Origin of the sequence: Humitalea sp. 24SJ18S-53 (genome assembly GCF_050632385.1) — a bacterium.
In the GTDB taxonomy this organism is placed as follows: domain Bacteria; phylum Pseudomonadota; class Alphaproteobacteria; order Acetobacterales; family Acetobacteraceae; genus Humitalea.
The window spans coordinates 4,161,735-4,182,541 of the sequence record NZ_CP192599.1 but is presented as its reverse complement, the minus strand read 5'-3'; the positions used below and the strand labels follow the sequence as shown (position 1 = coordinate 4,182,541).

At 69.7% G+C, this 20,807-nt stretch carries 22 protein-coding genes and 1 pseudogene; all 23 read right to left on the bottom strand.

Annotated features, from left to right (window positions below):
- Positions 1-7: 7 nt before the first annotated feature.
- Complete coding sequence (locus ACQW02_RS20010) at positions 8-2,863, bottom strand: hypothetical protein (RefSeq protein ID WP_431281673.1); 2,856 nt, start codon at positions 2,861-2,863, stop codon at positions 8-10.
- Positions 2,864-3,316: a hypothetical protein gene (locus tag ACQW02_RS20005; RefSeq protein ID WP_431281672.1), complete on the bottom strand. Its 453-nt coding sequence runs from the start codon at positions 3,314-3,316 to the stop codon at positions 2,864-2,866.
- Positions 3,317-3,318: 2 nt separating this feature from the next.
- Positions 3,319-4,410 (bottom strand): hypothetical protein, encoded by a 1,092-nt coding sequence (locus ACQW02_RS20000; RefSeq protein WP_431281671.1) that lies wholly within the window; start codon positions 4,408-4,410, stop codon positions 3,319-3,321.
- Positions 4,411-4,419: 9 nt separating this feature from the next.
- Positions 4,420-5,013 (bottom strand): YmfQ family protein, encoded by a 594-nt coding sequence (locus tag ACQW02_RS19995; protein ID WP_431281670.1) that lies wholly within the window; start codon positions 5,011-5,013, stop codon positions 4,420-4,422.
- On the bottom strand, positions 5,013-6,062 hold the full coding sequence (locus ACQW02_RS19990; protein WP_431281669.1) for a baseplate J/gp47 family protein: 1,050 nt from the start codon (positions 6,060-6,062) through the stop codon (positions 5,013-5,015). Before ACQW02_RS19990 ends, ACQW02_RS19995 begins: the two co-directional genes overlap by 1 nt.
- Positions 6,059-6,511, bottom strand: coding sequence for a phage GP46 family protein (locus ACQW02_RS19985; protein ID WP_431281668.1), 453 nt, complete (start codon positions 6,509-6,511; stop codon positions 6,059-6,061). The genes ACQW02_RS19990 and ACQW02_RS19985 overlap by 4 nt, the downstream gene beginning before the upstream one ends.
- Positions 6,512-6,565: 54 nt before the next feature.
- Complete coding sequence (locus ACQW02_RS19980; RefSeq protein ID WP_431281667.1) at positions 6,566-7,120, bottom strand: phage baseplate assembly protein domain-containing protein; 555 nt, start codon at positions 7,118-7,120, stop codon at positions 6,566-6,568.
- Entirely contained in the window at positions 7,113-8,375 is a 1,263-nt protein-coding gene (locus ACQW02_RS19975; RefSeq protein ID WP_431281666.1) for a phage baseplate assembly protein, read from the bottom strand. Before ACQW02_RS19975 ends, ACQW02_RS19980 begins: the two co-directional genes overlap by 8 nt.
- A pseudogene (tnpC, locus tag ACQW02_RS19970) lies at positions 8,296-9,864 on the bottom strand (IS66 family transposase); the annotation flags it as partial. The gene ACQW02_RS19975 and the pseudogene tnpC, both read right to left, overlap by 80 nt.
- Positions 9,865-9,924: 60 nt before the next feature.
- Positions 9,925-10,272, bottom strand: a complete 348-nt coding sequence (gene tnpB / locus ACQW02_RS19965) for an IS66 family insertion sequence element accessory protein TnpB (protein ID WP_431281665.1) — start codon at positions 10,270-10,272, stop codon at positions 9,925-9,927.
- Positions 10,269-10,643 carry an IS66-like element accessory protein TnpA gene (gene tnpA / locus ACQW02_RS19960; RefSeq protein WP_431281664.1) on the bottom strand — a complete coding sequence of 125 codons (375 nt, stop codon included), beginning with the start codon at positions 10,641-10,643 and terminating at the stop codon, positions 10,269-10,271. Before tnpA ends, tnpB begins: the two co-directional genes overlap by 4 nt.
- A 184-nt stretch (positions 10,644-10,827) precedes the next feature.
- Positions 10,828-12,117, bottom strand: coding sequence for a DNA circularization N-terminal domain-containing protein (locus tag ACQW02_RS19955; protein ID WP_431281663.1), 1,290 nt, complete (start codon positions 12,115-12,117; stop codon positions 10,828-10,830).
- Positions 12,117-14,345: a phage tail tape measure protein gene (locus tag ACQW02_RS19950; RefSeq protein WP_431281662.1), complete on the bottom strand. Its 2,229-nt coding sequence runs from the start codon at positions 14,343-14,345 to the stop codon at positions 12,117-12,119. The genes ACQW02_RS19955 and ACQW02_RS19950 overlap by 1 nt, the downstream gene beginning before the upstream one ends.
- Before the next feature lie 118 nt (positions 14,346-14,463).
- Entirely contained in the window at positions 14,464-14,910 is a 447-nt protein-coding gene (locus tag ACQW02_RS19945) for a hypothetical protein (protein ID WP_431281661.1), read from the bottom strand.
- Positions 14,903-15,268: a phage tail tube protein gene (locus ACQW02_RS19940; RefSeq protein ID WP_431281660.1), complete on the bottom strand. Its 366-nt coding sequence runs from the start codon at positions 15,266-15,268 to the stop codon at positions 14,903-14,905. Before ACQW02_RS19940 ends, ACQW02_RS19945 begins: the two co-directional genes overlap by 8 nt.
- Positions 15,269-15,283: 15 nt before the next feature.
- Positions 15,284-16,759 carry a phage tail sheath subtilisin-like domain-containing protein gene (locus ACQW02_RS19935; protein WP_431281659.1) on the bottom strand — a complete coding sequence of 492 codons (1,476 nt, stop codon included), beginning with the start codon at positions 16,757-16,759 and terminating at the stop codon, positions 15,284-15,286.
- 12 nt (positions 16,760-16,771) lie between these two features.
- Entirely contained in the window at positions 16,772-16,996 is a 225-nt protein-coding gene (locus ACQW02_RS19930; protein ID WP_431281658.1) for a DUF2635 domain-containing protein, read from the bottom strand.
- The gene (locus tag ACQW02_RS19925) at positions 16,993-17,613 is read right to left on the bottom strand and encodes a hypothetical protein (RefSeq protein ID WP_431281657.1); all 621 of its coding nucleotides are present in this window, start codon (positions 17,611-17,613) and stop codon (positions 16,993-16,995) included. The genes ACQW02_RS19930 and ACQW02_RS19925 overlap by 4 nt, the downstream gene beginning before the upstream one ends.
- A complete protein-coding gene (locus tag ACQW02_RS19920) occupies positions 17,610-18,017 on the bottom strand; it encodes a phage protein Gp36 family protein (RefSeq protein WP_431281656.1) in 408 nt (135 codons plus the stop codon). Before ACQW02_RS19920 ends, ACQW02_RS19925 begins: the two co-directional genes overlap by 4 nt.
- A gap of 20 nt (positions 18,018-18,037) precedes the next feature.
- Positions 18,038-18,379, bottom strand: a complete 342-nt coding sequence (locus tag ACQW02_RS19915) for a hypothetical protein (RefSeq protein WP_431281655.1) — start codon at positions 18,377-18,379, stop codon at positions 18,038-18,040.
- 13 nt (positions 18,380-18,392) lie between these two features.
- Positions 18,393-19,286 carry a Mu-like prophage major head subunit gpT family protein gene (locus ACQW02_RS19910; protein ID WP_431281654.1) on the bottom strand — a complete coding sequence of 298 codons (894 nt, stop codon included), beginning with the start codon at positions 19,284-19,286 and terminating at the stop codon, positions 18,393-18,395.
- A gap of 13 nt (positions 19,287-19,299) precedes the next feature.
- On the bottom strand, positions 19,300-19,698 hold the full coding sequence (locus tag ACQW02_RS19905; protein WP_431281653.1) for a hypothetical protein: 399 nt from the start codon (positions 19,696-19,698) through the stop codon (positions 19,300-19,302).
- A gap of 1 nt (position 19,699) precedes the next feature.
- Positions 19,700-20,731 (bottom strand): phage protease, encoded by a 1,032-nt coding sequence (locus ACQW02_RS19900; protein WP_431281652.1) that lies wholly within the window; start codon positions 20,729-20,731, stop codon positions 19,700-19,702.
- Positions 20,732-20,807: the final 76 nt, after the last annotated feature.

Genomic DNA, 20,807 nt, shown 5'->3' with positions numbered 1-20,807 from the left:
GGTGTCCTCAATCAGCGGTCGCGGCGATATCGAACGCCACGGACCAGTTGTGCAGGGGATAAGGCTCGTCGATGAGTGCTGCGAGATTCTCGCCCGCGCCCTGGCCGGTGCCGGCGTTGTACTCGTAGTTCTCCGACGCGACGGTGGCATCGCTATCGCGCAAGCAGCCCTGCCCGGAGTAGGTCGCCGACCCGGCGTAGCGGATGCGCAGATCGCCGACCACGGCGCGCGCAAGGGAGAGCGAGACGACTGCGTCGCCGGCGATCTCAGCTTCGGCGATCGTCACCGCACCGTCGTCATCATAGGCGTAGAATCCCTTCCCCACGTAAGTCGTCGCGGTGAGCCCGACATACGGCAGATCGAAAACCAGCGGCGGCTCGGGCACATAGAACGACACCAGGCATTGCTGCCCGCGCCATGTCGCGCTGATCGGCGAGAGCGGGCGCCAGTCCTGACCGCGCACCAGCACGCGATACATGACCTTGCCGACCTGCTGGCCCAACCAGCGATACCCGTTGCTGGTGAGGTGGCCGCCTTTGTCCGTCACGGGGTAGTCAGGGCCGACGCAGAACACGTTACCGCGTTCCTCCGCCAGTTCGAGCGACGCCATACCCATGGCGAGTTGCAGCGCGTCCGCGGTCCAGATGCCGCCCGGCTGCAACAGGAAAATCGCCGGCGGACGGGTCTGCCCGGCGACCCCGCCGCAGACATACTCAGCAAAGTCGTCGAATAGCTGACCCGTCGCCGCCTTGAAGGTCGCCTCGGTCGTGCCGTCGCCGTAGTCCTGCTGGCCCTGGGCATAGAGCATCGCCGGCACCGCATAGGTCTGCGTCGCCGCGTCCGCGATGGCTTTTGCCGCGGTGGCGCAGGTCACCAGGCGGTCGAACAGGTCCGGGCTGGCACCGCGCGACAGCGCCGCGATGCTGCGCCCGCCGACGCCACAGGATGACGCGAGGAACCTGCGGGCGGGGTCGGCAGATAGCGCGAGGTGATCCAGCCAGGCGCGTCGGAGAAACGCCAGGGCGCCCTCAAGGATCGTCTCTCCCAGGTTGGTCGCGCCAGGCGCCAGGGCCGCCACCTCCACATCGGAGAGGATCCCCGTGGTCACCGTGCTGCGCACAGTGGCGACGAGCGCCTGGAACGCCGCGCTGCCGCCAACCGGCGCCCAGGTCGTGGCGACGCCGCTGGTCGGGTGCACGCTCAGGCCCATCATCGACAGGCCGGCGTCGCGCGCGGTCTTTGTGACGGCGGGCCACCCTTCGGTGCCATTCGACAGCGACTGCCCGTAGCCGATGAAGTGGTTGATCTGCGCAGTTGGCCGCTGCACATCAGCCACGTAGCCGCGCGCCGCCTGTGCCGATAGCGCGAGGGCGCGACTGTTGCGCGCCTCGATCTCAGCCAGGGAATACTCGTCGCTTGACGTGCCGCCCAAGCCGGTGCCGACCTGCGTGCCGTCGAGCTTCAAGCCGGCCCCAACAAAGCCGAACTCATCCACATAGATGACGCCGAAATCGCCGAAGGCGACCTCGGCCAGTTCCATGCCTGCCAGGCCCAGGCCCGCTCCGCTAAGCAACCCGGTCAGCAGGACGGAACCGTCCGGCCCTACCAGTTCCGCCTCACGCCCGCCGTTCAGTCGCAGCGTGAAGCCCCCCGCATCGACACCGGAGCCGTCGGCGAGGACGCCAAAGCCGACGTGCCCATCCTCATCAGCAATCGCGAGGGAATACCGATCGGATGGAATGACGCCCGACATCATGCCGGGGAGGGTGACGCCGGTCGCCGTTAGGTCGATCGCCGACGCGCCATCGCTACGTGCCAGCCGCGTGTCGCCGCCTGCGTCGATGATCTCCGCATTTCCGACCGCGAAGGTTTTGCCATCGTCCGACAGCGACAAGCCGATATCGCCGTACTCGTTGACGACGGCGAGTGCCAAGCCTGTGACGAGGGGCGCGTCCTCCACAAAGCTGGCCGCGATCTCAACTGCATCGACCCGCGCCTGGATCCGCGGCACCGTATCGCTCTCACGGACCCAGTTGATGCCAACGTAGCGATAGATCCCCGCGTCGGCCGCGCTGCCCGGGACCGTCCCCTGCCGCAACTGGGCGATGGGGCCGCCGGTGAAGGGGTCCACCACGATCGCATCGAGTAGGATCTTGGTCGCGGCCATGATGGATGCGCCCGCCACGCTGGCGGCCGTGCTATCGGCTGCGGCCTGGGCCAGAAGAACGGCGCCCTCCACGACGCCCTGTGCGGCCACGGCCAGTGCCGCCGCTTCGGTCGTGGCGTCGAGCTGCGGCTGGACGGCCGCCAACGCCGTGCCGGCCGCAGCCAACAGCACGTCGCCGGTGACGCTTTGCGAGGTCCCACCACGCACCAGGTGGATCGTGTCATCGGGCAGTAGTGTCTCGGTCACAGGCAGCGCGCTGACGCGCTGCACCGTCAGAAAGCCGCCATCCTGCAACATCACCGGGTCCAGGTCCTCGGTGACCAGGATCGCGCCCGGGGGCGCGGCCGGCTGCACGCGGCTGGCCGCCACGGTCAGGGCCAAGGGATCAGACCGACCAATGCGTGGCGCATTGCACCGCGCCTCGAAGACCCAAACCCCGGCGGCGTCGAACAGCACGTCCGCGTAAAACACCCCAAGCGACAGCCTGGTGAGGTTGGCGAGGGTGAACTTCAGCACCGTCCCCGCGCCGAGGCCGGGACGCCGGACCCACAATTCCAGATCGGCCGGGTCGATCGGCGCGTTGAATTCGTCCCGCGCCTCGATCCGGATGCGCGCGCCGGATCCGCCGACCGGTGGGCCAGGGATGCCGATGGGCGACTGGCGGATCAGCAGCCGAACGGGGGGCGCCAGCGGCATCTAGGCGGCTTCTTCCGATGTTCCATCCGCCAGCAGCGCCGCGGCCTCGACGCCGGAGACCAGCCCCTGGTTCAGCAACTGGGCGACACCCGCCACGACGCGCGGATCGTCCAGGTGTGTCGTGGTGCCGGCTGTCTGGTCCAAGAGGAAGCTCAGCAGCGTGCCGTCGCCGGCGACGGCCGCCTGCATCGCGGCGACGTTCAGGTCGGCGCGGCGGTCCTCGGCCAGGCGCTCGCGGAAGGCCAGGCTGCGGATGACGCGGATGGCGGGCGCCGGTTCGGGTGCGGGCGGTGGTGCGAAGGCCTGGCCGTCCCAGGTCCAGCACTCTGTCACATCCGGTGTTGCCGCGACCAAGGTCGCGACGACGTCTGGGTGGAAGCGCTCGGCGATTGGCGTTTCACTGGCGGGGATGATCTCGGCCACGCGGCCGTCGACGATGCGTGCGAACGCCATGCTCACCACTCCACGATCAGGTAGCCGGGGGCGCCGTTGCCGCCGAAGTTATTGGCGCTGGAGCCCGAGCCGCCGCCGCCCGGGAACCGGCCGGCCAACCCTTGCCCGCTGATGTTCGGGCCGGCGGGCGCGGCACAGAACGCCGTGCCGCCATAGCCGCCGATGTATGACCCGCCGACTGGCGAGGCGGTGCCGCCCTGATCCCCCCCGATGTTGAGCTGTCCGCCAGAACCGACGCCTCCGAGACCACCGGAAGCGTTGCTGTAAAGCCCCGGCCCGCCGCCCGTGGCGCTGAGCAAGGCGCCAAGCGATGTGGTGCCGCCGACTGTGCCGTTACCACTGACGACGTTGGTGCCACCGACACCCGCCACGCCGATGGTGACGGCCAGCACCTGGCCCGGGACGACGTCGAAGTAGCCCTCCGCATAGCCACCACCGCCACCGCCTGACACACCGGAGGAGGTGTTGATATTGCCGGCGCCGCCGCCACCTGCGCCCCAGCCGCGCCCCCGGATGCGCCGCACCCCGGCGGGCACGGTGAAGCTGCCATTGGCGACATAGACGGCCATGCCATTCAGGGCAGCCTGCCCACCCAGCAACCGCCAGGCAGACACGCCATCCGACAGCAGCGTCATCCGGCTGCCGACTGGCACCGTGATGCTGGTCAGCCCCTCGATGATATCGGACCCGACGCGCGCCAAGGTCACGACGAAAGCCGTCGTGTCCGTGCGAACGAAGGTGTAGCGGATCGGTGTCGCGCCCGCGGCATTCGCAGCCGGCAGGGTCAGGGTCATGTCGGCCGCCGCGGCGATCGTCACGACGCCTGCGTGATCGGCGGTCAGTGTGGCACTGGCAGTGCGGACCGAGGCATAGCCGCCGGCGATGCGCCGAATGGCCTGCCACAATTGTGTCAGCACGCCAGGGTTCGCCACCAACCCCGCGCCCTCGACGGCTGCCAGCACTTCCTCCTGCATGGCGTTGTGGTGGGCCGCGTTGACGAAGGTGCCGCGAATGCCGCTGCCTTCGTTCCTGTCGCGGAAGCCGCGCCGGCCGCCGCCGATGTCGATGGTGTTGCTGCTGTTGATCCGGTCCATCGCGGCGCCTCAGGCGTAAGAGAAAATAGGCAGGGTGTGGGCCGGCGCGTGGTCACGGATGACGCATTCCACGAGGCTCGCCTCGAAATCGCCGAGCGGATCGCCGGCCTCGGCCACGCCGCATTCGTGTTCGATCAGGCTCGTGGCCGGCAGGTGCACGATCCACACGAAGCGCTGCTCCGGCGGGATCAGTTCGTAGCTGCATTCTTCAAGGCCGCTTTCGCTGGGCACGATCTCCTCGATCGTGATCGGCACGCCGACCAGCGCTGCGAGGTCTGTGAAGAAGCCGATGCTGGCGCCGCCGCGCAGCGTCCAGCGCTGGTGCGCGATCAGGCGCCGGGATTGCGCGCCCAGCTCCGCCATGTCGCGGCCGCAGGGATCGGGGCCGAGCACGCGCTCGAAATCCGGCAGCATCGCATCGGCCAGGCGCGGGTCGGCGACCTCGTCCAGCAGCTGCTGGATCGCGGCCTCCATCGTCGCGATCTCGGCTGCCGGCGCCGCCAACAGCCGTACCGCGACAGCGTCAGGACTGCGCGACCAGGCCCAGCCCTGCGGCAGCAGCGCCAGCAGGGCGGCGGTGACGGCGGCGGTGTCGCGCGGCATCAGGTAAACGTCACGGTGCCGAGCACCGGCACCTGCGTGGCGGTCGGCACCACGGCCGCAGCCGGCGCCGTCAGGATGTGGCTGTACTCGCCATTGGCGGAGGACAGCGCCTCGGAGATCCGCGACAGCGGCATGGTCGCGCCGATCGCGCCCTCGGCCAGGAAGAATGCCGCCAGGGCGGCCGTCGCGGCGGCGCGCGTCGCGCTGTTGTCGGGGCTGATCGACAGGGTGATGTTCACCGCCAGCGTCGTGGCACCCAGCACGGTGACGGCGGCGGTGACCGGGCGCTCCGCTTCGATCGCCGCAACGACAAGCGCCAGTTCCGGTCCGGTCGGCGCGCGCGGTCCCGTCATCGCGACGATGACGCCAACGGTGCCGAGGCCGAGGTGCAGCGGGATCACGCTGACCAGCGCGATGTCGGCCGAGGCCGAGCGCGCCCAGGCGACATAGTCATCCACTCGCCCGCCCATCGGGGGCCGGCGAATGCGGGCCAGCACCCGTGCCCGTAGCGCCTCATCCCCCTCATCGCCCGCCCCGCCGCTGAGCCCCGGCGCCGCGACAACGGCCGATTGCGCCGATAGCCCGGCGATCGGCGAGACGAGCGTGAGGGTCACGCCGGCCACCAGGTTGCCCGCGATGCCCGGCGCGTCGGCCTGCACTGCGACATCCAGGCTGCCGCCCACGCCGATGGTCGATAGCGTGGTGGTGCTGAAAGCCAGGTCGCCTGCGCGCAGTGCGGTACCGGCGGGAATGACGGTGCCATCCGCCCCCAGGAAGGTCGTCAGCCCCGCCGCGCGCGTTGCCGGCACGCGCTGCGTGCCCCAGGTATTGGCGTGCCGTTCCAGCCAGGCGTCGGCCGTGTCCACCATCGCCTCGCGCGCGACGATCTGCTGGAACAGGTGAACGTCGAAGAGTTCCATCGCGACGGCCGCGGTCAACACGCCGAGCGCGGTGTCGTTCGACCGAGGATCCGTGCCGGGAAACGCCTGCTCGATGCGGGCGGCGATGCGTTCGGCGATCGCCTCCGGCGTCTGCACGGGCCAGGTCATGCGGCCACCTGGCGCTGGATGGTGAGGGTCGACGTGCCAGATCGGGCGGTCAGGGACAGCAAGCCGCGCCTGAGCCAGGTGGCCTCGACCGATACGTCGAAGCCGCGATCACGCAGGCTGGCCAAGCCTTCCTCGGCATAGGCGATGGCGCGTAGCCGGGTGGTTTCACGCTGCTTTTCGCGGGCCAGCAGCCAAAGCCGGCAACCGATGCGCCCGCCCAGCACGGCATCGCCCGGCCAGCCACGGCGCGCGCCGACCTCGGTCGCCTCGGCCGCGCGCGTGCCATCGGGCAGGATGTCGTCAGGCTTGGCCCAGCGATCGGTGCCCAGGCCAATGATCATGGGCGTGGCGGCGGTGCGATCCCAGGCAAGGTCGCGGCCCTCGATCGCAAGACCGAATTGCCCGGTGTCCGGGTCGCGGCGGATCGCGAGATCGAGGAGGGCTGCCATGGCGCGACCATCGCGCGCGCGTGCAATGCAATTGACCCCCGCAGGCGCGGGGTGTCAGTCCATCAAGGGGATGGGTGCGGAGGTGCCGGCGCCGGTGTGGCCGTGGCTGTTGTAGGTGCCACGCATCTCGTCCATCGATCCGGTCGCGTCGCTGATCGTGCCGGTCGCCGTGATATTTCCGGTCACTGCCACGTCGCCGATGATGCTGACACCACCAGGTGCCTCGATCTCGACCTCCGGCGCCAGGATGCGCACGCGCACCGAGGCGTGGATCTCGATGACGCCATTGTTCAGGCAAGCAACACGATTGCCCATGGCGTCGTAGAGCGCGGCCTGGCCCGCGGCGAACCCGCCCATCCTGGCTCCCGGGTGCGCCACCGGCAGGGCCAGCATGTCGCCCTGGTCGCCGCCGATCGCGATCAGCAGCACGTACCCACCGGCTGGCGCCTGGCCGGCGACGCCGAAGGGCTGCAGCACCTCGATCCCGGTGCGCAGGATGCCGTCATGCGTTTCGACGTCGACGGTCTGCACGCCGCCAGCGTCATGCACCGCGACCACGGCACCGCGCACCGCAGCACCCCGCACCGCGCCGGCGGTGCGCCTATCCACGCGGGCGGGCTGCCGGCAGGTCGGGGGTCAGTTCGCGCGCGGTGCTGTCGCCGGCGGGGCTGCCGCGCGGATCGCGACGCCGGCGGCGTGTGCCCTCATCCTCAAGGTCGAAGGCCTCCGGCCCGACCAGCTTGAGTTCGGTCGCAGCCCCCTTGTCGCCCACGGTGAAGCGCAGGCCACGGATCAGCATGTCGCCCGTGATGCCGCCGGGCGCGTCCTGCACATGGCAAAGCTCGTTCGGCCGCCACAGCCGCCGATCGGCGCCGGCGCGCCAGCCCGGCACGGTGTAGGCCAGCACGTCTGACCGGCCGCGGGCGACACGCATGCGCCATTCGGCCTGGGTTTGCAGGCTGGCGCCGCCGCTTTCGGTGCGGGACAGGAAGACCTTCGGGCGGTGGCGGGTGATCTCCGGGTCCACGGCCAGGCCGGTGCGGATGATGCGGGCGCGTTCGGTGGCCGCGGGCGGCGGAAGAGCTTCCTCCAAGGGCGCCGCGCCGGAGGCCAGCGCCGGGCCGCCCGTGCCGCGCGCCGAGCCCGACTGGCCCTTCACGATGTAGCGGGCAAACCGTTCCTCGGTGCTGCTGCTGGCATGGCCCGCGGCGACATTGCCCGGCAGCGACAACCCGGCGGGCGCCCGGTTCTGGCCACTCCGGGTCAACACCAGGCCGCCGACGCCATCCGACAGCGCCAGGACCGCCCGCTGTTTGCATGCCTTTTCCAACGCATCCATAATCGTCTCATCGGGATCCAGCGCAAATCGTGGGAACACCGGCCCGACATCGACCTCGGCCCGTGCCGTGATGCCGAAGGGCTGGCAGAGGCGGCGCGCGAGATCGGTCAGCGTGACGTTGCGATACTCGGCCGGGCCGTCCGGGGCTGCGGCGCAATCCACCAGGTCACCCGTCTTGTCGCGGCCGGTGACGCTGAAATCCAGGCTGGTCTCGGTCCAGGACACCTCGGTCGCATCCACGAAGCCGACCAGCAGGCGCTCGTCATCGGCCAGGATCTCGATCGCGTCGGCGCGCTTGATGCGGCTGACGACGCCGGCGAGGCCTCCGGCGCGCTGGACCCGGCCGGCGTCGTAGACCCGCAGGGTGAAGCCGCCGGCGATCTCGCCCAGGTCGCGGCTGATCTGTAAGCATCCGCCGAGTGCCGCGGCGCGGTGAGGGTTGAGCGGCAGCGGCGTCTTTGGCCTGATCGCCCTTCCAGTTCCAGGGCAGCAATTCGACCAACCGCGAGGCCGGGTGGTCTGCAATCCTGGCCAACACGTCGGCGAGCCACGCGCGCGGATCCACGTCGTTGAGCTTGGCAGTGACGATGAGCGAGTACATCGCCGCGGCCCGTTCGCCGCCGCGATCGGAGCCCGCGAACAGCCATGATTTTCTGCCCAGGGCGATGCCACGCAGGGCGCGCTCGGCGGCGTTGTTGGTCAGGCAAATCCGGCCATCACTGAGGAACCGCGTGAATGCGTCCCAGCGCTTCAGCATGTAGTCCATCGCCTTGGCCAGATCATTGTGCCGCGACAGCCTGGCGCGGATCTGGCGCATCCAGCCTTCGAGGTCCGCGACCAGTGGCGCCACGTGCTGCAGCCGGACGGCCAGGCGCTCCTTGGCCGGTAGACCGTTGATCGCGCGCTCGGAATCAAAGATCAGATCGATCCGTCGCACCGCCTCGGCGGCCAGCGGCGCCCGGGCGACCTCGGCCAGATTGAACAGCTTGCGCCGGCCATGCGCCCAGCAGGCGGCCTCGGTGATCTGGCCAGGCGCTCGCCCCGCCACATAGAGGGCGTTGAACCCGGCATAGGCATCCGCCTGCAGGATCCCGGCGTAGTCTGCCAGGTGTCGGTTCGGGTGCTCCGCCGTGCGGTCGCGCGAATAGCGAAACATCGCCGCCGGCGGGGCCGGGCCGGCAAAAGGCCGGTCGTCGCGCACATAGGTCCAGAGCCGCGCCGTGACGGTCCTGCCCTTGGCCAGCAGCGGCACCGTGGTGTCATCGCCATGCAATCGCGACCCCGCCAGGACATGAGCGTCGATCAGCGTCACCAGGGGCGCCAGCATGGCGGTGCAGGTGCCAACCCAGTCGGCAAGGGTCGAGACGCTGAGCTCGATGCCCTCGCGGCCATAGACCTCGCTCTGGCGGTTCAGCGGCAGGTGCTGGCCGAACTTGGCCTCCATAATCATGGCCAGCAGGTTCGGCCCGGCACGACCGCGGGCGATCGGGTGGAACGGCGTCGGCGGCTGGGTGATGGCCTCGCAGGATCGGCAGGAGAACTTCTCCCGCACCGTCTGGATCACCTTCCACTGGCGCGGCACCACCTCCAGCGTCTCGGTGATGTCCTCGCCCAGCCTGGCCAGCCGGCCGCCGCAGCAGGGACAGACCGACGGGGCCGCGATCACCACCCGCTCGCGCGGCAGATGCGCCGGCAGCGGGCCCCGCACGGGCTTGCGGCCGGATGGGCTGGACCGTTGGCCGGGGGCGGTCTCGGCCTTTGTAGCCTCCTCGCTGGCGGCCGTGACCACCTCGTCGAGTTCCAGTTCCAACTGGTCGAGCAGCTTGCGGCCGCGCTCGGAGGAGGCGCCGAACCTGTCATGCCTGAGCTTGGCGATCAGCAGCTTCAGGTGGGCCACCATCGTCTCGGCGCCGCAGGCGCGCGCCTCGGCCTCGCGCCGGGCCAATTGCTCTGCCGCCAGCGCTGCGCGCAGGGCTTCGAGATCGTCGGGCTGGCTGTCCGGCGGCGGCGTCATGCCGATGATGGAATCACAGACTGCGTGCGGCAGGTAGGCGGAATTCGTCGCGGCGTTGATCTATCCTGCGGCCTCCGGCCGCCATGTCCGTTGCGGATTTCGCCAGTCGATCCCGTCGAGCATATAGGCCAGCTGCGCGCCCGAGATCGCGACCGATCCGTCCGCCGTCGAGGGCCAGATGAACCGCCCGCGTTCCAGGCGTTTCGCGTAGAGCGACATGCCGAGCCCGTCATGCCAGACGATTTTCACCAGGTCGCCGCGGCGTCCGCGAAACACGTAGAGATCACCGGCATGGGGATCGCGCCCAAGGGCCTGCTGCACCTGTAGCGCCAGGCCGTTCATGCCTCGGCGCATGTCGGTATGGCCAACTGCCAGCCAGACCCGCACGCCGGAGGGAACCGGGATCATCCGCGCAGCGCCGCCAGGATGCGACGCAGCGCTGTGGTGCTGATCCGGTCGGTCACGCGCAGCGCGGTGCCGTCGGACAGCACGATCTCGATGCGGTCGTCCGTCTCGCCGTCAGCATGCGGGCAAGCCGTCGGTGATGCCGGTTCCGCCAACTCGGGCACAACGCGCAGCGGGACGAACGCCGCGACATTTCCCGCAAGCCTGCCGCGCCGCCGCGCGTCGCGCCACTGCCACAGCAAGCCACGGCTGACATCGTTCCGACGCGCCACCTCGTTGAACATGGCACCGGGTTCGTCCAACTCGGCCAGGATCCGCAGTTTCTCCTCAGCCCGCCAGCGGCGCCGTCGCTCGACGCCCGTGATGATCTCCATCCCGAAACCCAGCCTCCGCCCTTAACGGCGCTCGAAAGAACGCCCGTAAGAGCAAAAGACAGGCTCAGCCAAATCGCGGTAGGCGGCCCTCGCCGGATGGGTACGCTGATCTCGACCTCCTGCCAATCCAGGAAGGCGGTACCGCCGATGCGGATTTTGATCACCGGCAGCGTGGCGGCGCCGCTCACGTGGGCGGCAGCCATTCGAGGACGGCGCCGCCGGGCACGATCGACGGATGGGCCAGCCGGTTCCGCACGACCAGGTCCTCGACCATCGCGCGCACATCGCCGGGCCTGTCGCCGGCCAGGTGGTTGGCGATGATCCAAGCCGGCACGGTGGCAGGGGGCGCGGTGACGGCGGCGACCCGGGGCAGCCGCCCGATCCGGGTGTTGAAGTCGGCGGCGACGGCCCGCCGCACATCGCCAAGCGCGCGCCAGACCGGCGCCGCCCCCAAGGGATCGACCGCGGCCTCCGCCGCCGCCTGGGCCATGCCGGCGGCGAGGGCCGCGTCCAGCCGGTCGCGCCAGGCGATGGCGTCGTCGGCCGAGGCGAAGTCGATGGCGGCGGTGGCGCTGGCCGCTTCGGTCAGGGCCAGGGCGCGGGTGCCGAGGGTGACGGCCGCCGCCGGCGTGCCCGGGGTGGCGGGTGCCAGGCCGGCCGCGAAGTCCAGCAGCGACAGGGTGGCGACACGCGGCGGCAGGATCTGCGCGGGATCTTCCGCGCCGCCGCCCGGGGCGATCATGGGCAGGTCGGGCTTGCTGGCGGCACGGCCGATCGCCTCGGGTGCCGCCGCGATCTTGTCGACCACCAGGTCACCGGTGAGGCTGGCCGCCGGCAGGGTCAGCAGCGCCGACAGATCCGCCAGGGGATCGCCGAGCAGGCCGCGAAAGATGCCGCCGGCGCCGAGCGCGGTACCGCGCAAGGTCGCCAGCCCGCCGATGATGCCGCTGATCACGCCACGCACGGCCGCGACCGCCGCCAGCACCATGCGCACGGGGGCGAGCGCGCGGCGCAGATAGCCCCGGACGGTGGAGCGCAGGCTGTCGAAGGCCCCGAGCAGCTCACCCAGCGTGTCGCGTTCGGCGGTGGGCGCCTCGACCCAACGTTCGAACACGGCGCGGAAAGTGGCGACGCGCAGCTTCTTCTCGTCCAGCACGATGCTGCATGGTTCGACCAGCACCGCCTCGATCTCGCCCCGCCAGGGGTGCACCAGGGTGCCCGGGCCTGCGGTGTTGAAGGCGCGTTCCATCGCCTTGGCGCGGCGGATGTAGTCATCGCCGATGATCAGGCCCGAAACCTCAAAGCGCCCGGCCAGGCCGCCGATATCCTGGTGCATGGCGCCGTCGCGCCCCGGGAACATCCAGCGCTGCACGCGCCGGCCGCTTTCGGTGCTGTCGTCGGCGATGTGGAATTCGACGTCGCGGAACGACCCCTCGAAGAGTTCCTCGAACAGGCTGCCCAGCACGCCGGACATCAGGGCGCGCCGAGCATGGCGCCGCGATCGGGCGCGGTGATGCGGACCTCCGGCGCGTCGCTTTCGGTGCGCACGACCTCGGTGCCCGGGGCGGCGCGGACGATGATCTCGCCGTTCAGCCGGGCGGCCTGGCCGGCCATGATCTGGCCGGGGTTGAAGCTGCGGCGGCCTGGTGCACGCGGGTCCTCGGCGGTGGTGCTTTCGGGCGCCTGCGGCATCGCCCCGCGCAGTCGCGCGATCGCCGCCTCGATCGGGCCGAAGATGGTGTTGAAGACCGTGGCGATGCCGCCGAAGAGGTCGGCAAAGAAGGCCTTAAGAGCCTCCCAAGGGGCTTTGAAACGCTCGATCCAGGGCACGACCGTGCTGTCGATCCAGCCGGAGATGGCGGTGCTGAAGTTGTCGAACTCGGCCGAGACGTCGTTCCAGACGCCCTGCACCCCGTCCACGATCCAGCGCCAGGCGGCGACGACCCCCTGCACGGCGGCACTGGCGGCGCCCCCCGACCAGCCATCGACCCAGGCGACGAAATCGTCGAAGGCCTGGCGCGGCGCGTTGAACAGGTCGATGGCGAATGCGGCGACGCTTTGCCATACGCCGATGACCCCCTGCACGGCGCGGCTGGCGGCGCCCCCCGTCCAGCCATCAACCCAGGCGACGAAATCGGTGAACAGGGTGCGGATGATGTCCCATAGGGCGCCGAAGGCGGTGGTGAGGCTGCGCCACATCTGCATGACGGCGGCGACCCGATCGGCCTGGGTGCCGGTGAACCAGCCGGCGAGCCAGGCGACGAAGCCCATGTAGATTGCGCGAATACCGCCGAACAACTGCGCGAAGAAGCCGCGGAACCGATCCCAGTTGCGCCAGATGTGGATGCCTGCGGCGACGAAGGCCGCGGCCAGCAAGGCAATGCCGATGGCCGCCGCAGCGCCGACGCCGAGGATGGCACCGAAGATGCCGACCAGCAGGGTCAGCGGCGCGAAGAGCAGCGCCGCACCCGACACGATGACAGGGAGGATGAAGGACAGCGACCCGAGCGCGACGACAGCGACCATCGCCGCGCCGCCCCATCGGATGAAGGCATCGATCATCCCCGGGTGCGCGGCGTCCAGTTCGTCGAGCTTGGCGAACAGCCAGTCGAAGCCATCATTCAGCGCGCGGAGGTTCGGGACCATGGCGGCACCCATGCGTCGGCCGAGTTGCGTCACGCTCTCGGTCGCACGGTCCACATTGATCTGGAAGCCGGTCCACCGGGTTGCGAAGCTCTGATCCGTCAACGAGGCGTTCGCGTCGGATGCGGCACGCACGATCCGCAGATACTCGCCGACACCGCTCATCATCGGGCGCAGGAAGTTCAGGACCTGCTGGTCGCCGAACAGCGCGCCGACGCGGAACATGTTGCCTCGGCTCATCTCGCGCACGCGCTGGACCACGGCCTCAACCGGGTTGATGCCGCGCCGTGCCGCATCCGCGACCAGCGTTTCCAGGTTGACACCGGCCGCCGCAAAGTTCCGCACCGTCTCCGGCGAATTGATCTTGGAGAGGAAGTTGCCGAGGTTGTTTGCGGCCTCCGAAGCCGTGCCCGCACCGCGTAGCGCCATCTGGGCCATGCCCGCAAGCATCAGTGCGCCACGCTGGCCGCTGAGCCCGAGACCTTCCACCATTGGCGTCAGGCGGGAGAATTCGGTGGCCATGTCGCGCAGCTCGAAGCGCCCCTCCATGCCCGCCTGCGCCATCTGCGCCAGCGTATCGGCCATGGCAGCGGGAGCAATGCGCAGGTTCTGGCTCAGCGAAATGGTCAGCCTGCTCATATCGCCGATCGAGGCGCCGTAGGCCGTGGAGGCGCGCGCGGCGATCGCCACCAGCGGCTCGATGGCATCCCGCGGCATGTTGGCGGCTACCATCGTGGCGGCGCCCTCGGCGATCGCCTGACTGCGCTGGCCGGTGGTGCGGGCCAGCTGCTCGTAGACCTGGGTCAGCCTGGCGACCTCGCGCGTCGCGGCGTCCCCCACGAGCCCCTGGGTGATGACGCTCTGCCGCAGCACATCCTCGAACGCCGCCGCTGACTGGATCGGCCCGGCGAAGGTCAGCCCGGCCCCGACCAGGCCAATGCCCGCCAAGCGCTGCGACACCGCCCGCAGGGCATTTAGCCGCCCCGTGATGGCGCTGATGCCGGACGAAACGCGATCCTGCAGTTCCAGGATGAAGCGGGCCTTCAGATCACGCGCCACGCTCATCCCTCCTTGTGCAAAGCCTCTGCCGCTTCAAGCCAGAACGCAGCATCGGCGTAACTCAGGCTCAGCAACTCGGCCTGCGACCAGTGATAGTGCCCGCCGATCGCTGCCAGCATCACCGGCCAGTTTTGCGGCCATTCCCCAAAAAACGGCCGACGATCTGGCTGGCGTCGCTAATGTCCTCGGCATCCATACGGTCAAAGATCGAGCCGAACTTGCCCTCCGAGATCCGGGCGGAGCGCGCCAGCACCACGACGATCTGGCTGTCGCCGCTGGCGGCCGAGATCGCGCGCATGTCGGGGCCAAGCATCCGGTGCAGCACCAGGCGGCTGATTGTTTCCTCCCGCACCGTGGCCGAGGATTTCGTACGAAAGCGCAGGGTGACCGGGTGCAGCAGCGGCAATTCGATGGAGCCGTCCTTGTGCTCGATCGCGCGCTTGGGCAGCGGGTGCTCACTTTCGCCATCGTCCCGCAGGATGACGACGCCGGCTTCGTCGACGGATGCTGTGTCGGCGTCGTCGCCCACCACAATGACATCCGCGTCGTTGTCCAGGTCAGCCATTGAGCAGCTCCTCGGGCTCGCCGGCGAGCCACTTCAGTTCGATCTTGCCGCCCTCGCCACCGGTTGCTTCCGGCCGGTTGGATAGGAAGGCCTCGGCGAAGTTGTAGGTCTGGCCGGTGTCGCAGAGCGCCTGCAGTTCGCCCGTCGGCGGGTTGCACACGTCCAGCAGGCTCATGCCGCGTTCAAGCTGGATGGTGGCGGTGACCTCCGATCCCTCGAACGCCTGGGCATGGTCCATGCTGCGCGCGCGTTCGACCGGCACTCCCTTCATGCCGCCCAGCTTCAGCTTGGCGCCCTTGTCCACCTTGTAGCGCTTGTTGCGCCAAATGATGTCGATGATCCCAAGCGTCTGCGCCATGCGCGGGTCCTCCTATCAGGCTTCGAATTCGAGGGCGTCGAACATCTGCATCAAATTGCCGATGATCCGCGCCCGCTTGCGCGACTGCATGCGATTGCGATTGTCGGGATCGCGCTGGAAGAGGCTTTCCGCGAGGGTGCGCTTCACGTCCTCGATCCAGCCCAGGCGCTCATACAGCTTGCAGCGCCCAGCCCAGGACCCGTGCATCTGGCGCGGCGTCACCACGCTGTCGGATGCCTCCGCCGCCGGGCTGTCGTCATCGGTCAGCTTGTGGCGGGGATAGTTGAGGGTGACGTAGGTCCACCAATCGTAGCGGATGCGCGACATCGTGCGCGGCACCATGATGTCCAGCCAGGCATCATCGGCGGCCCCCAGGCTGTTGGTCTGGTAGGTGGTGATGACGCGGCTGAGCGCCACCGTGCCATCGGCCTGCACGTCGAAGGTGCTGATGCCGTCCAGCAGCAGCAGGTGCTGCTCTGCCGGGGTGAACAGATTGGCCGGCGCCGGGCCGACGATGCCGGGCAGGGTCAGGCTGCGCATCTGCCGTGCCGGATCCTGCGCCAGGTAGAAGGCGCCGCGGGCGCAGAGCGATGCGGCCCATTCCCAGGGGGGCGAACCGGCGGCCTTGGCGCCAATACCCGAACGGTACGGCGAGTTGCGCGCCGCACCCAGCGCGGTCAGCTCACCATGCGTGCCGCGCAGCCCGAAATAGGCGTGGCCATCCATCCGCCCATTGGCGCGATAGCGCGTGGCAAGCTCCGCCTCGATCAGTGCGGCGCTGGCGGCATCCGACGCGCCGAAGGCGAAATCGGTGAACCAGGTCGCGGCGATCGCGGCCAGCGACACGGCGACGTCCGGCACGCCGGCGCCGCTAGCCATCGCGGTGACAGCGGCGGTCAGCCCGGCCGGGGTGACGTCGCCCGCCAGCGGGTTGAGCCGGATGTCGATGTCATTGCCCAACACGCCAGTGTGCTTGGAGGTCAGCGTCAGCGTGCCGGTGCTGGCGGTGGCCGTGACGGGCAGCAGCGTGATGGCGTTGACGGCGACGGCCAAGGCCGCGGTGATCGCGGTGACGGTGGCGCTGGCGGCAACCGGGATCGAGACGCGGCGGCCCGCGATGTTGACGCTGAACTGGCCGGAGGCGCTGGGCGAACCGGTGAGCACGATGGTCCCCGTCGCGGCGACGCCGCCGACCGGGTCCGCCTGGCCCATGATCCAGACCTGGCTGGTCAGGTTCGCGCGGCGGAACATCCGCAGCATCGCATCGATCTGCGACCCCGCGCCGAAGCGGGAGGAGGCGTCGTCATCGCGCGTCGCCAACACGGGCACGTTGCGCGGCCCGGTGGAGGCGGTGGTGGCCTGGCCGACCAGCAGCACCTTCGTCGGGTAATCGACGATGCCGATGCGGCCATAGGTCGGGCGGATCTCGACATAGGTCCCCGGCACGCGCCAGTCGGAGGGGGTTTCGTCGAACGTGATGGACTGAGGCATGCGGTCCCCCTGTTATCGGCTGGTGGCGCGGCGAGGCCGCGGGTCTTCGGTGGCGGGCGGCTCCGGCGGCGTCTCGGCCGCCGGCGGTGCCGCCAGGACCAGGTCGCCATCCGCGATGCGGCGCAGCGCAAAACTGTCGCGGGGCATATCCAGGCCCTCCGCGCCGATGGGCAGGCCGGTCGCCGGGTCGCGCACGCGGCGGCCCGGCGCGGGAAAGACGTAGACGCGGTCGGTCATGGGGCCTCGCGGATGTCGATGTCGTCGTTGGGGCCGGCGGTCTCGTCGGCGCTGATGACCCAGGCGGCGCCGGCGCGCAGGAACTCATCGGCGCCGGCGATCCATTCCAGGGTGAAGGGGATGCGCAGGTCGATGCCGGCGATCGCGGTGTTCTTCTCCTGGAAGCCGTCGATCACCAGGTTGGAGATCCCGGAGACCTCGACCGTGCCCACCGGCTCCCGCGCGCGCGGGGGCCGCACCACCATGCCCTGCAGTGCACCGGCCGCGACCTGGACCATGGCCAGCAGGCCCGGCCCCTGCGTGTCGCCGGCATAGCGCTGGGTCGGGCCGGCGGAATTGCCGGTCGCGAGGAACACGGTCCATTCGGCCGTGGCGCTCATGCGGCGGCCGTTGGCATCGCTCGGTCGCGCACCGCCCCAGCCAAGGCCGACGAAGGGCTTCAGCCGCATCAGGTCGCCCCATTCGACCGGCGTCAGGCGGCTGTCCACGAAGCCGTGGGTGAATTTGTTGGTCGGAAACACCTCGCGCAGCCGCGCCACGATCGCGTCATGCATCGCGATCAGCGGGCCGCCAGTGACCAGTTCGGGCGGCGTCGCCAGGGCGGGATCCGTGCTCATCCGATCAGCCCATCGGCCAGGCGCAATGCGGGCTCACGGTCCAGCGTCATCGCGCCGGCGGAGGTGTTAATGGGGGCGGCGATGGCGTCCAGCACCACCAGGCCCTTCGCGACATCGCGCAGCCAGGCCAAAATCTCGTCGCGCTGGGTCTTCATCTGTTCGGAGGGCGTGCGCGCCTCCCCGTGCCCCAGGTCGTAGCGCGCCAGGATGCAGGCGGCACGTTCCAGTTCGGGCGGCACCGGCAAGGGCAGCGGCAGCGCCAGGCGCACGCGCAGATAGCCGTTGATGATGCCTTCGGCGTCGTCCAAGGCGCGGTTCAGACGGTCATAATCCGGCGTGTCATCCAGGCGGCTGTCCTCAGCCGTCAGGCGGGTCATCTCCACGATGCCCCAACGCCGGATCATGTCGTCTGGTACCGCGTACATCAGACGGCGCCGCGGCGGCGCTTGGGCTTGGTGTCCGCGTCGCCCGTCTCCGTCGGCGCGGCCTCGGCCGCGCTGGGCGTCGCGGCACCGAGATCGCCTTCCGCACCCACGTCCAGTTCCGGTGCCGGGATCAGTGTCACCACCGGCAGCGGTGCGGGCTCCAATGCGATGGCATCGGCGACCCACAACAGGGGCTCCGCGCCGAGCGCGGCCAGCTGGTCCGCGCCGAAGGTATCGGCGGGCCAGATGGTCTCGGCCGCATGCACCACGCCAGCGCGCCGGAAACCCGGACGGGAGCAAACGATCAGCAGCGGGCCATGCACGGCGGGGGTTTCGGTCATTGCTCAATGCGCCTCAGGCCAGCCAGGTCACGACTTCAAGCTCGGCGGTGTTCCGCCAAACGTTGGTCGCGCCGGCCGAGTTCCGTTCGGCCAGCAGGATCTCGCGCGCCGTGCCTTCCAGCGACGGCGGCACGACCAGCAGGTTCGGCATGATGTTCAGCGGGCGGCCGTAGTCGCCCTTCAGGCCCATCATCGCCGCGCGCGCCGCCTTGTAGGAGGCGGCATCGAGCGTCTGCTTCGAGCCATAGGCCTGCTGCCAGAAGCCGAAGCCCGCGTTCGCGCGGCCGTCGACGCCATAGCGGAACTTCTTCGTCGTGAAGACCTGCTCGTCGTCCGGCTTGTCCATCGCCACGAAGTTGAACGGCTTGCGCTCCTGGAAGATCATCGGCTTCAGCGGCCGCGACACATCCATCAGGAACCAGGGCGTGCCGGCCCCGCCGCCGGTGTTGGAGACGGAGGTGACGGCGCCCGTGCTGTCGAGCACCGGGTGGTCGCTGTCGAAGAAGTACTGCCCGTCATAGCAGTTGGTGGCGAAGCCCGCCGCCAGCAGCGGCCAGATCAACTCATCAGGGAAGCAGGCGGTGGCGTAGCCCATTTCCTGGAACAGCGGCGCGTAGATGCCGATGTTGTCGTCCTCGATCGCCTCGCGCTCGACCCCGATGGTGTTCTCGTAGGTCTTGTTCTTGATCGTGTAGCCGGCGGTCTGGATGTTGTTGATCACCCGGTCGCCCAGCCATTCACGCACGCGCGGATACTGGCCGAGCCAGCCGTATTCGTTCGACGCCGTGCTGGACGGGATGGTGGTGGAGATGCGGCTGAACTGGGGCGTGGCACGCCCCATGCCATTGGCGAAGGAGGCATTGAAGCCAATGCCCAGGGTGCGCAGGTTGGCGCCGTTGACGATCATCGCGATATCTCCCTCAGGTCTCGACCCAGACGCCATCGGCGTCCACGCCACGGCAGATGCCGGCCACGGATCGGGTAGTGCTGCCGTTGGTTTTGGCGACCGTCTCGTCATCGACGATGTAGACGGACTTGCCCCAATCGGCCTTGGTGATCAGGTCGCCCGAGGCGCTGTTCTTGAACTTGAACACCCCGCGTTCGACCGTCGCCGTGACATCAGCCAGCAGCGTGCCGCCGGTCGCGGCGCGGCCGACCGCGGTCAGCGTCGTCGCCACGGCACCAGGCGTCAGGTCGCCAGCCGCGTTCAACGCCACCAGGGCGCCGGGATAGATCGTCACGCTCGCCGCGATCGTGAAGCTGTGGGTCCTGCCGCCGCCGTCCCGCTGCGGCGTGTTTCGGGCTGCAGTTAGCGCCATGTCACGCGGCTCCCATCGTGGTGGTCTGACCCGCGGCGTCGCGGGTTTTCTTGAAGGCGGCGGGGTCGATGCCGAGCATCGACGCCACCTGCAGCTCATCCGGCGTCAGGTCGCCGGCGGCGCCACCCGGGCCGGGGGCGCGATGGCCAAGGCCGCCGCTGTGCATGCTGGGCAGCCCGTCCAGCTCACGCTGCACGCCCTCGGCGTCCAGCGTGTGGCGGGTGATGTAGTGATCGCGGAGCCCCGGCGTGATCGGCTTGCCCGCGCGGATCGCGGTGTCGATCGCGATGACGGCGGCATCGCGCGCACGCTGCTGGGTCAGGGTCGTCAGCTGCGCCTGCAGCGACGTGACCTCGGCGACCAGCTGCGGCGAAGCACCACGCGCCTGGATGGCGGTGACGATGGCATCCGGCGCGGCACCGGCGGCGAGCCCGGCGGCGACGGCCACCGAATTCAGCGAGGTCAGGGATGTGCGGCCGGCCGAGGCCGCGGCGAGGATCGCCGCATCATCGGCGGTGGCGGGAAGGCCAAGGGCCTCCCGCAATGCGTTCAGGTCCATGGTCGGTTCCTGGCTGTGGAGGGTGGCGAGGGGCAGGTTCGGCGCATTGGTCAGCGCCGCGCGGAGGATGCGCAGCACGACCCCGCCGTCTTTGGTGTGCGAGATCACGGGCGAAATGCCGCGATAGGCACGTTCGGCTATCAGCGCCTGGCCGGAGGCGGTCCATTCGACGCGGCCCCAGATGCCATCGTCGCGGGCCTGCAGTTCGACGATCCAGCCGCGGGCGGGCGCGGCCATGCCATTCGCCAGGCCGTGATCTGTCGCGTGGTTCTCATCCAACACGATCGGGCCTTCGGCCATCGACGCCTCGATGACAGCAGCGGGATCGGTCAACACGAACGGGCCGCGACCGTCACGGCCACGGGTCGTGCCGGCCGGGACCAGGTGCAGCCACATGGGGGCGCCGGCATCGGCGGCGCTCGGCTGCGGCAAAGCCGCGTGAAGGGAGGTGATGTGATGCATTGCGACTGGCACTGTCGCGGCTCACGCGGCGGGAATTGACCCCTGCTGTCGCGGGGTGCGGCGCCGGTCGCGCGCGGCCACACAGGCG

Coding starts and splice junctions, on each gene's coding strand:
- ACQW02_RS19935 (WP_431281659.1), bottom strand. CDS start 16,759: ATGCCTCAGTCCATCACGTTCGACGAAACCCCCTCCGACTGGCGCGTG.
- ACQW02_RS19920 (WP_431281656.1), bottom strand. CDS start 18,017: ATGATCCGGCGTTGGGGCATCGTGGAGATGACCCGCCTGACGGCTGAG.
- ACQW02_RS19955 (WP_431281663.1), bottom strand. CDS start 12,117: ATGTCCGGCGTGCTGGGCAGCCTGTTCGAGGAACTCTTCGAGGGGTCG.
- ACQW02_RS20005 (WP_431281672.1), bottom strand. CDS start 3,316: ATGGCGTTCGCACGCATCGTCGACGGCCGCGTGGCCGAGATCATCCCC.
- ACQW02_RS19915 (WP_431281655.1), bottom strand. CDS start 18,379: ATGACCGAAACCCCCGCCGTGCATGGCCCGCTGCTGATCGTTTGCTCC.
- ACQW02_RS19940 (WP_431281660.1), bottom strand. CDS start 15,268: ATGGCGCAGACGCTTGGGATCATCGACATCATTTGGCGCAACAAGCGC.
- tnpB (WP_431281665.1), bottom strand. CDS start 10,272: ATGATCCCGGTTCCCTCCGGCGTGCGGGTCTGGCTGGCAGTTGGCCAT.
- ACQW02_RS19930 (WP_431281658.1), bottom strand. CDS start 16,996: ATGACCGACCGCGTCTACGTCTTTCCCGCGCCGGGCCGCCGCGTGCGC.
- ACQW02_RS20010 (WP_431281673.1), bottom strand. CDS start 2,863: ATGCCGCTGGCGCCCCCCGTTCGGCTGCTGATCCGCCAGTCGCCCATC.
- ACQW02_RS19925 (WP_431281657.1), bottom strand. CDS start 17,613: ATGAGCACGGATCCCGCCCTGGCGACGCCGCCCGAACTGGTCACTGGC.
- ACQW02_RS20000 (WP_431281671.1), bottom strand. CDS start 4,410: ATGGACCGGATCAACAGCAGCAACACCATCGACATCGGCGGCGGCCGG.
- ACQW02_RS19995 (WP_431281670.1), bottom strand. CDS start 5,013: ATGCCGCGCGACACCGCCGCCGTCACCGCCGCCCTGCTGGCGCTGCTG.
- ACQW02_RS19910 (WP_431281654.1), bottom strand. CDS start 19,286: ATGATCGTCAACGGCGCCAACCTGCGCACCCTGGGCATTGGCTTCAAT.
- ACQW02_RS19990 (WP_431281669.1), bottom strand. CDS start 6,062: ATGACCTGGCCCGTGCAGACGCCGGAGGCGATCGCCGAACGCATCGCC.
- tnpA (WP_431281664.1), bottom strand. CDS start 10,643: ATGGAGATCATCACGGGCGTCGAGCGACGGCGCCGCTGGCGGGCTGAG.
- ACQW02_RS19905 (WP_431281653.1), bottom strand. CDS start 19,698: ATGGCGCTAACTGCAGCCCGAAACACGCCGCAGCGGGACGGCGGCGGC.
- ACQW02_RS19945 (WP_431281661.1), bottom strand. CDS start 14,910: ATGGCTGACCTGGACAACGACGCGGATGTCATTGTGGTGGGCGACGAC.
- ACQW02_RS19985 (WP_431281668.1), bottom strand. CDS start 6,511: ATGGCAGCCCTCCTCGATCTCGCGATCCGCCGCGACCCGGACACCGGG.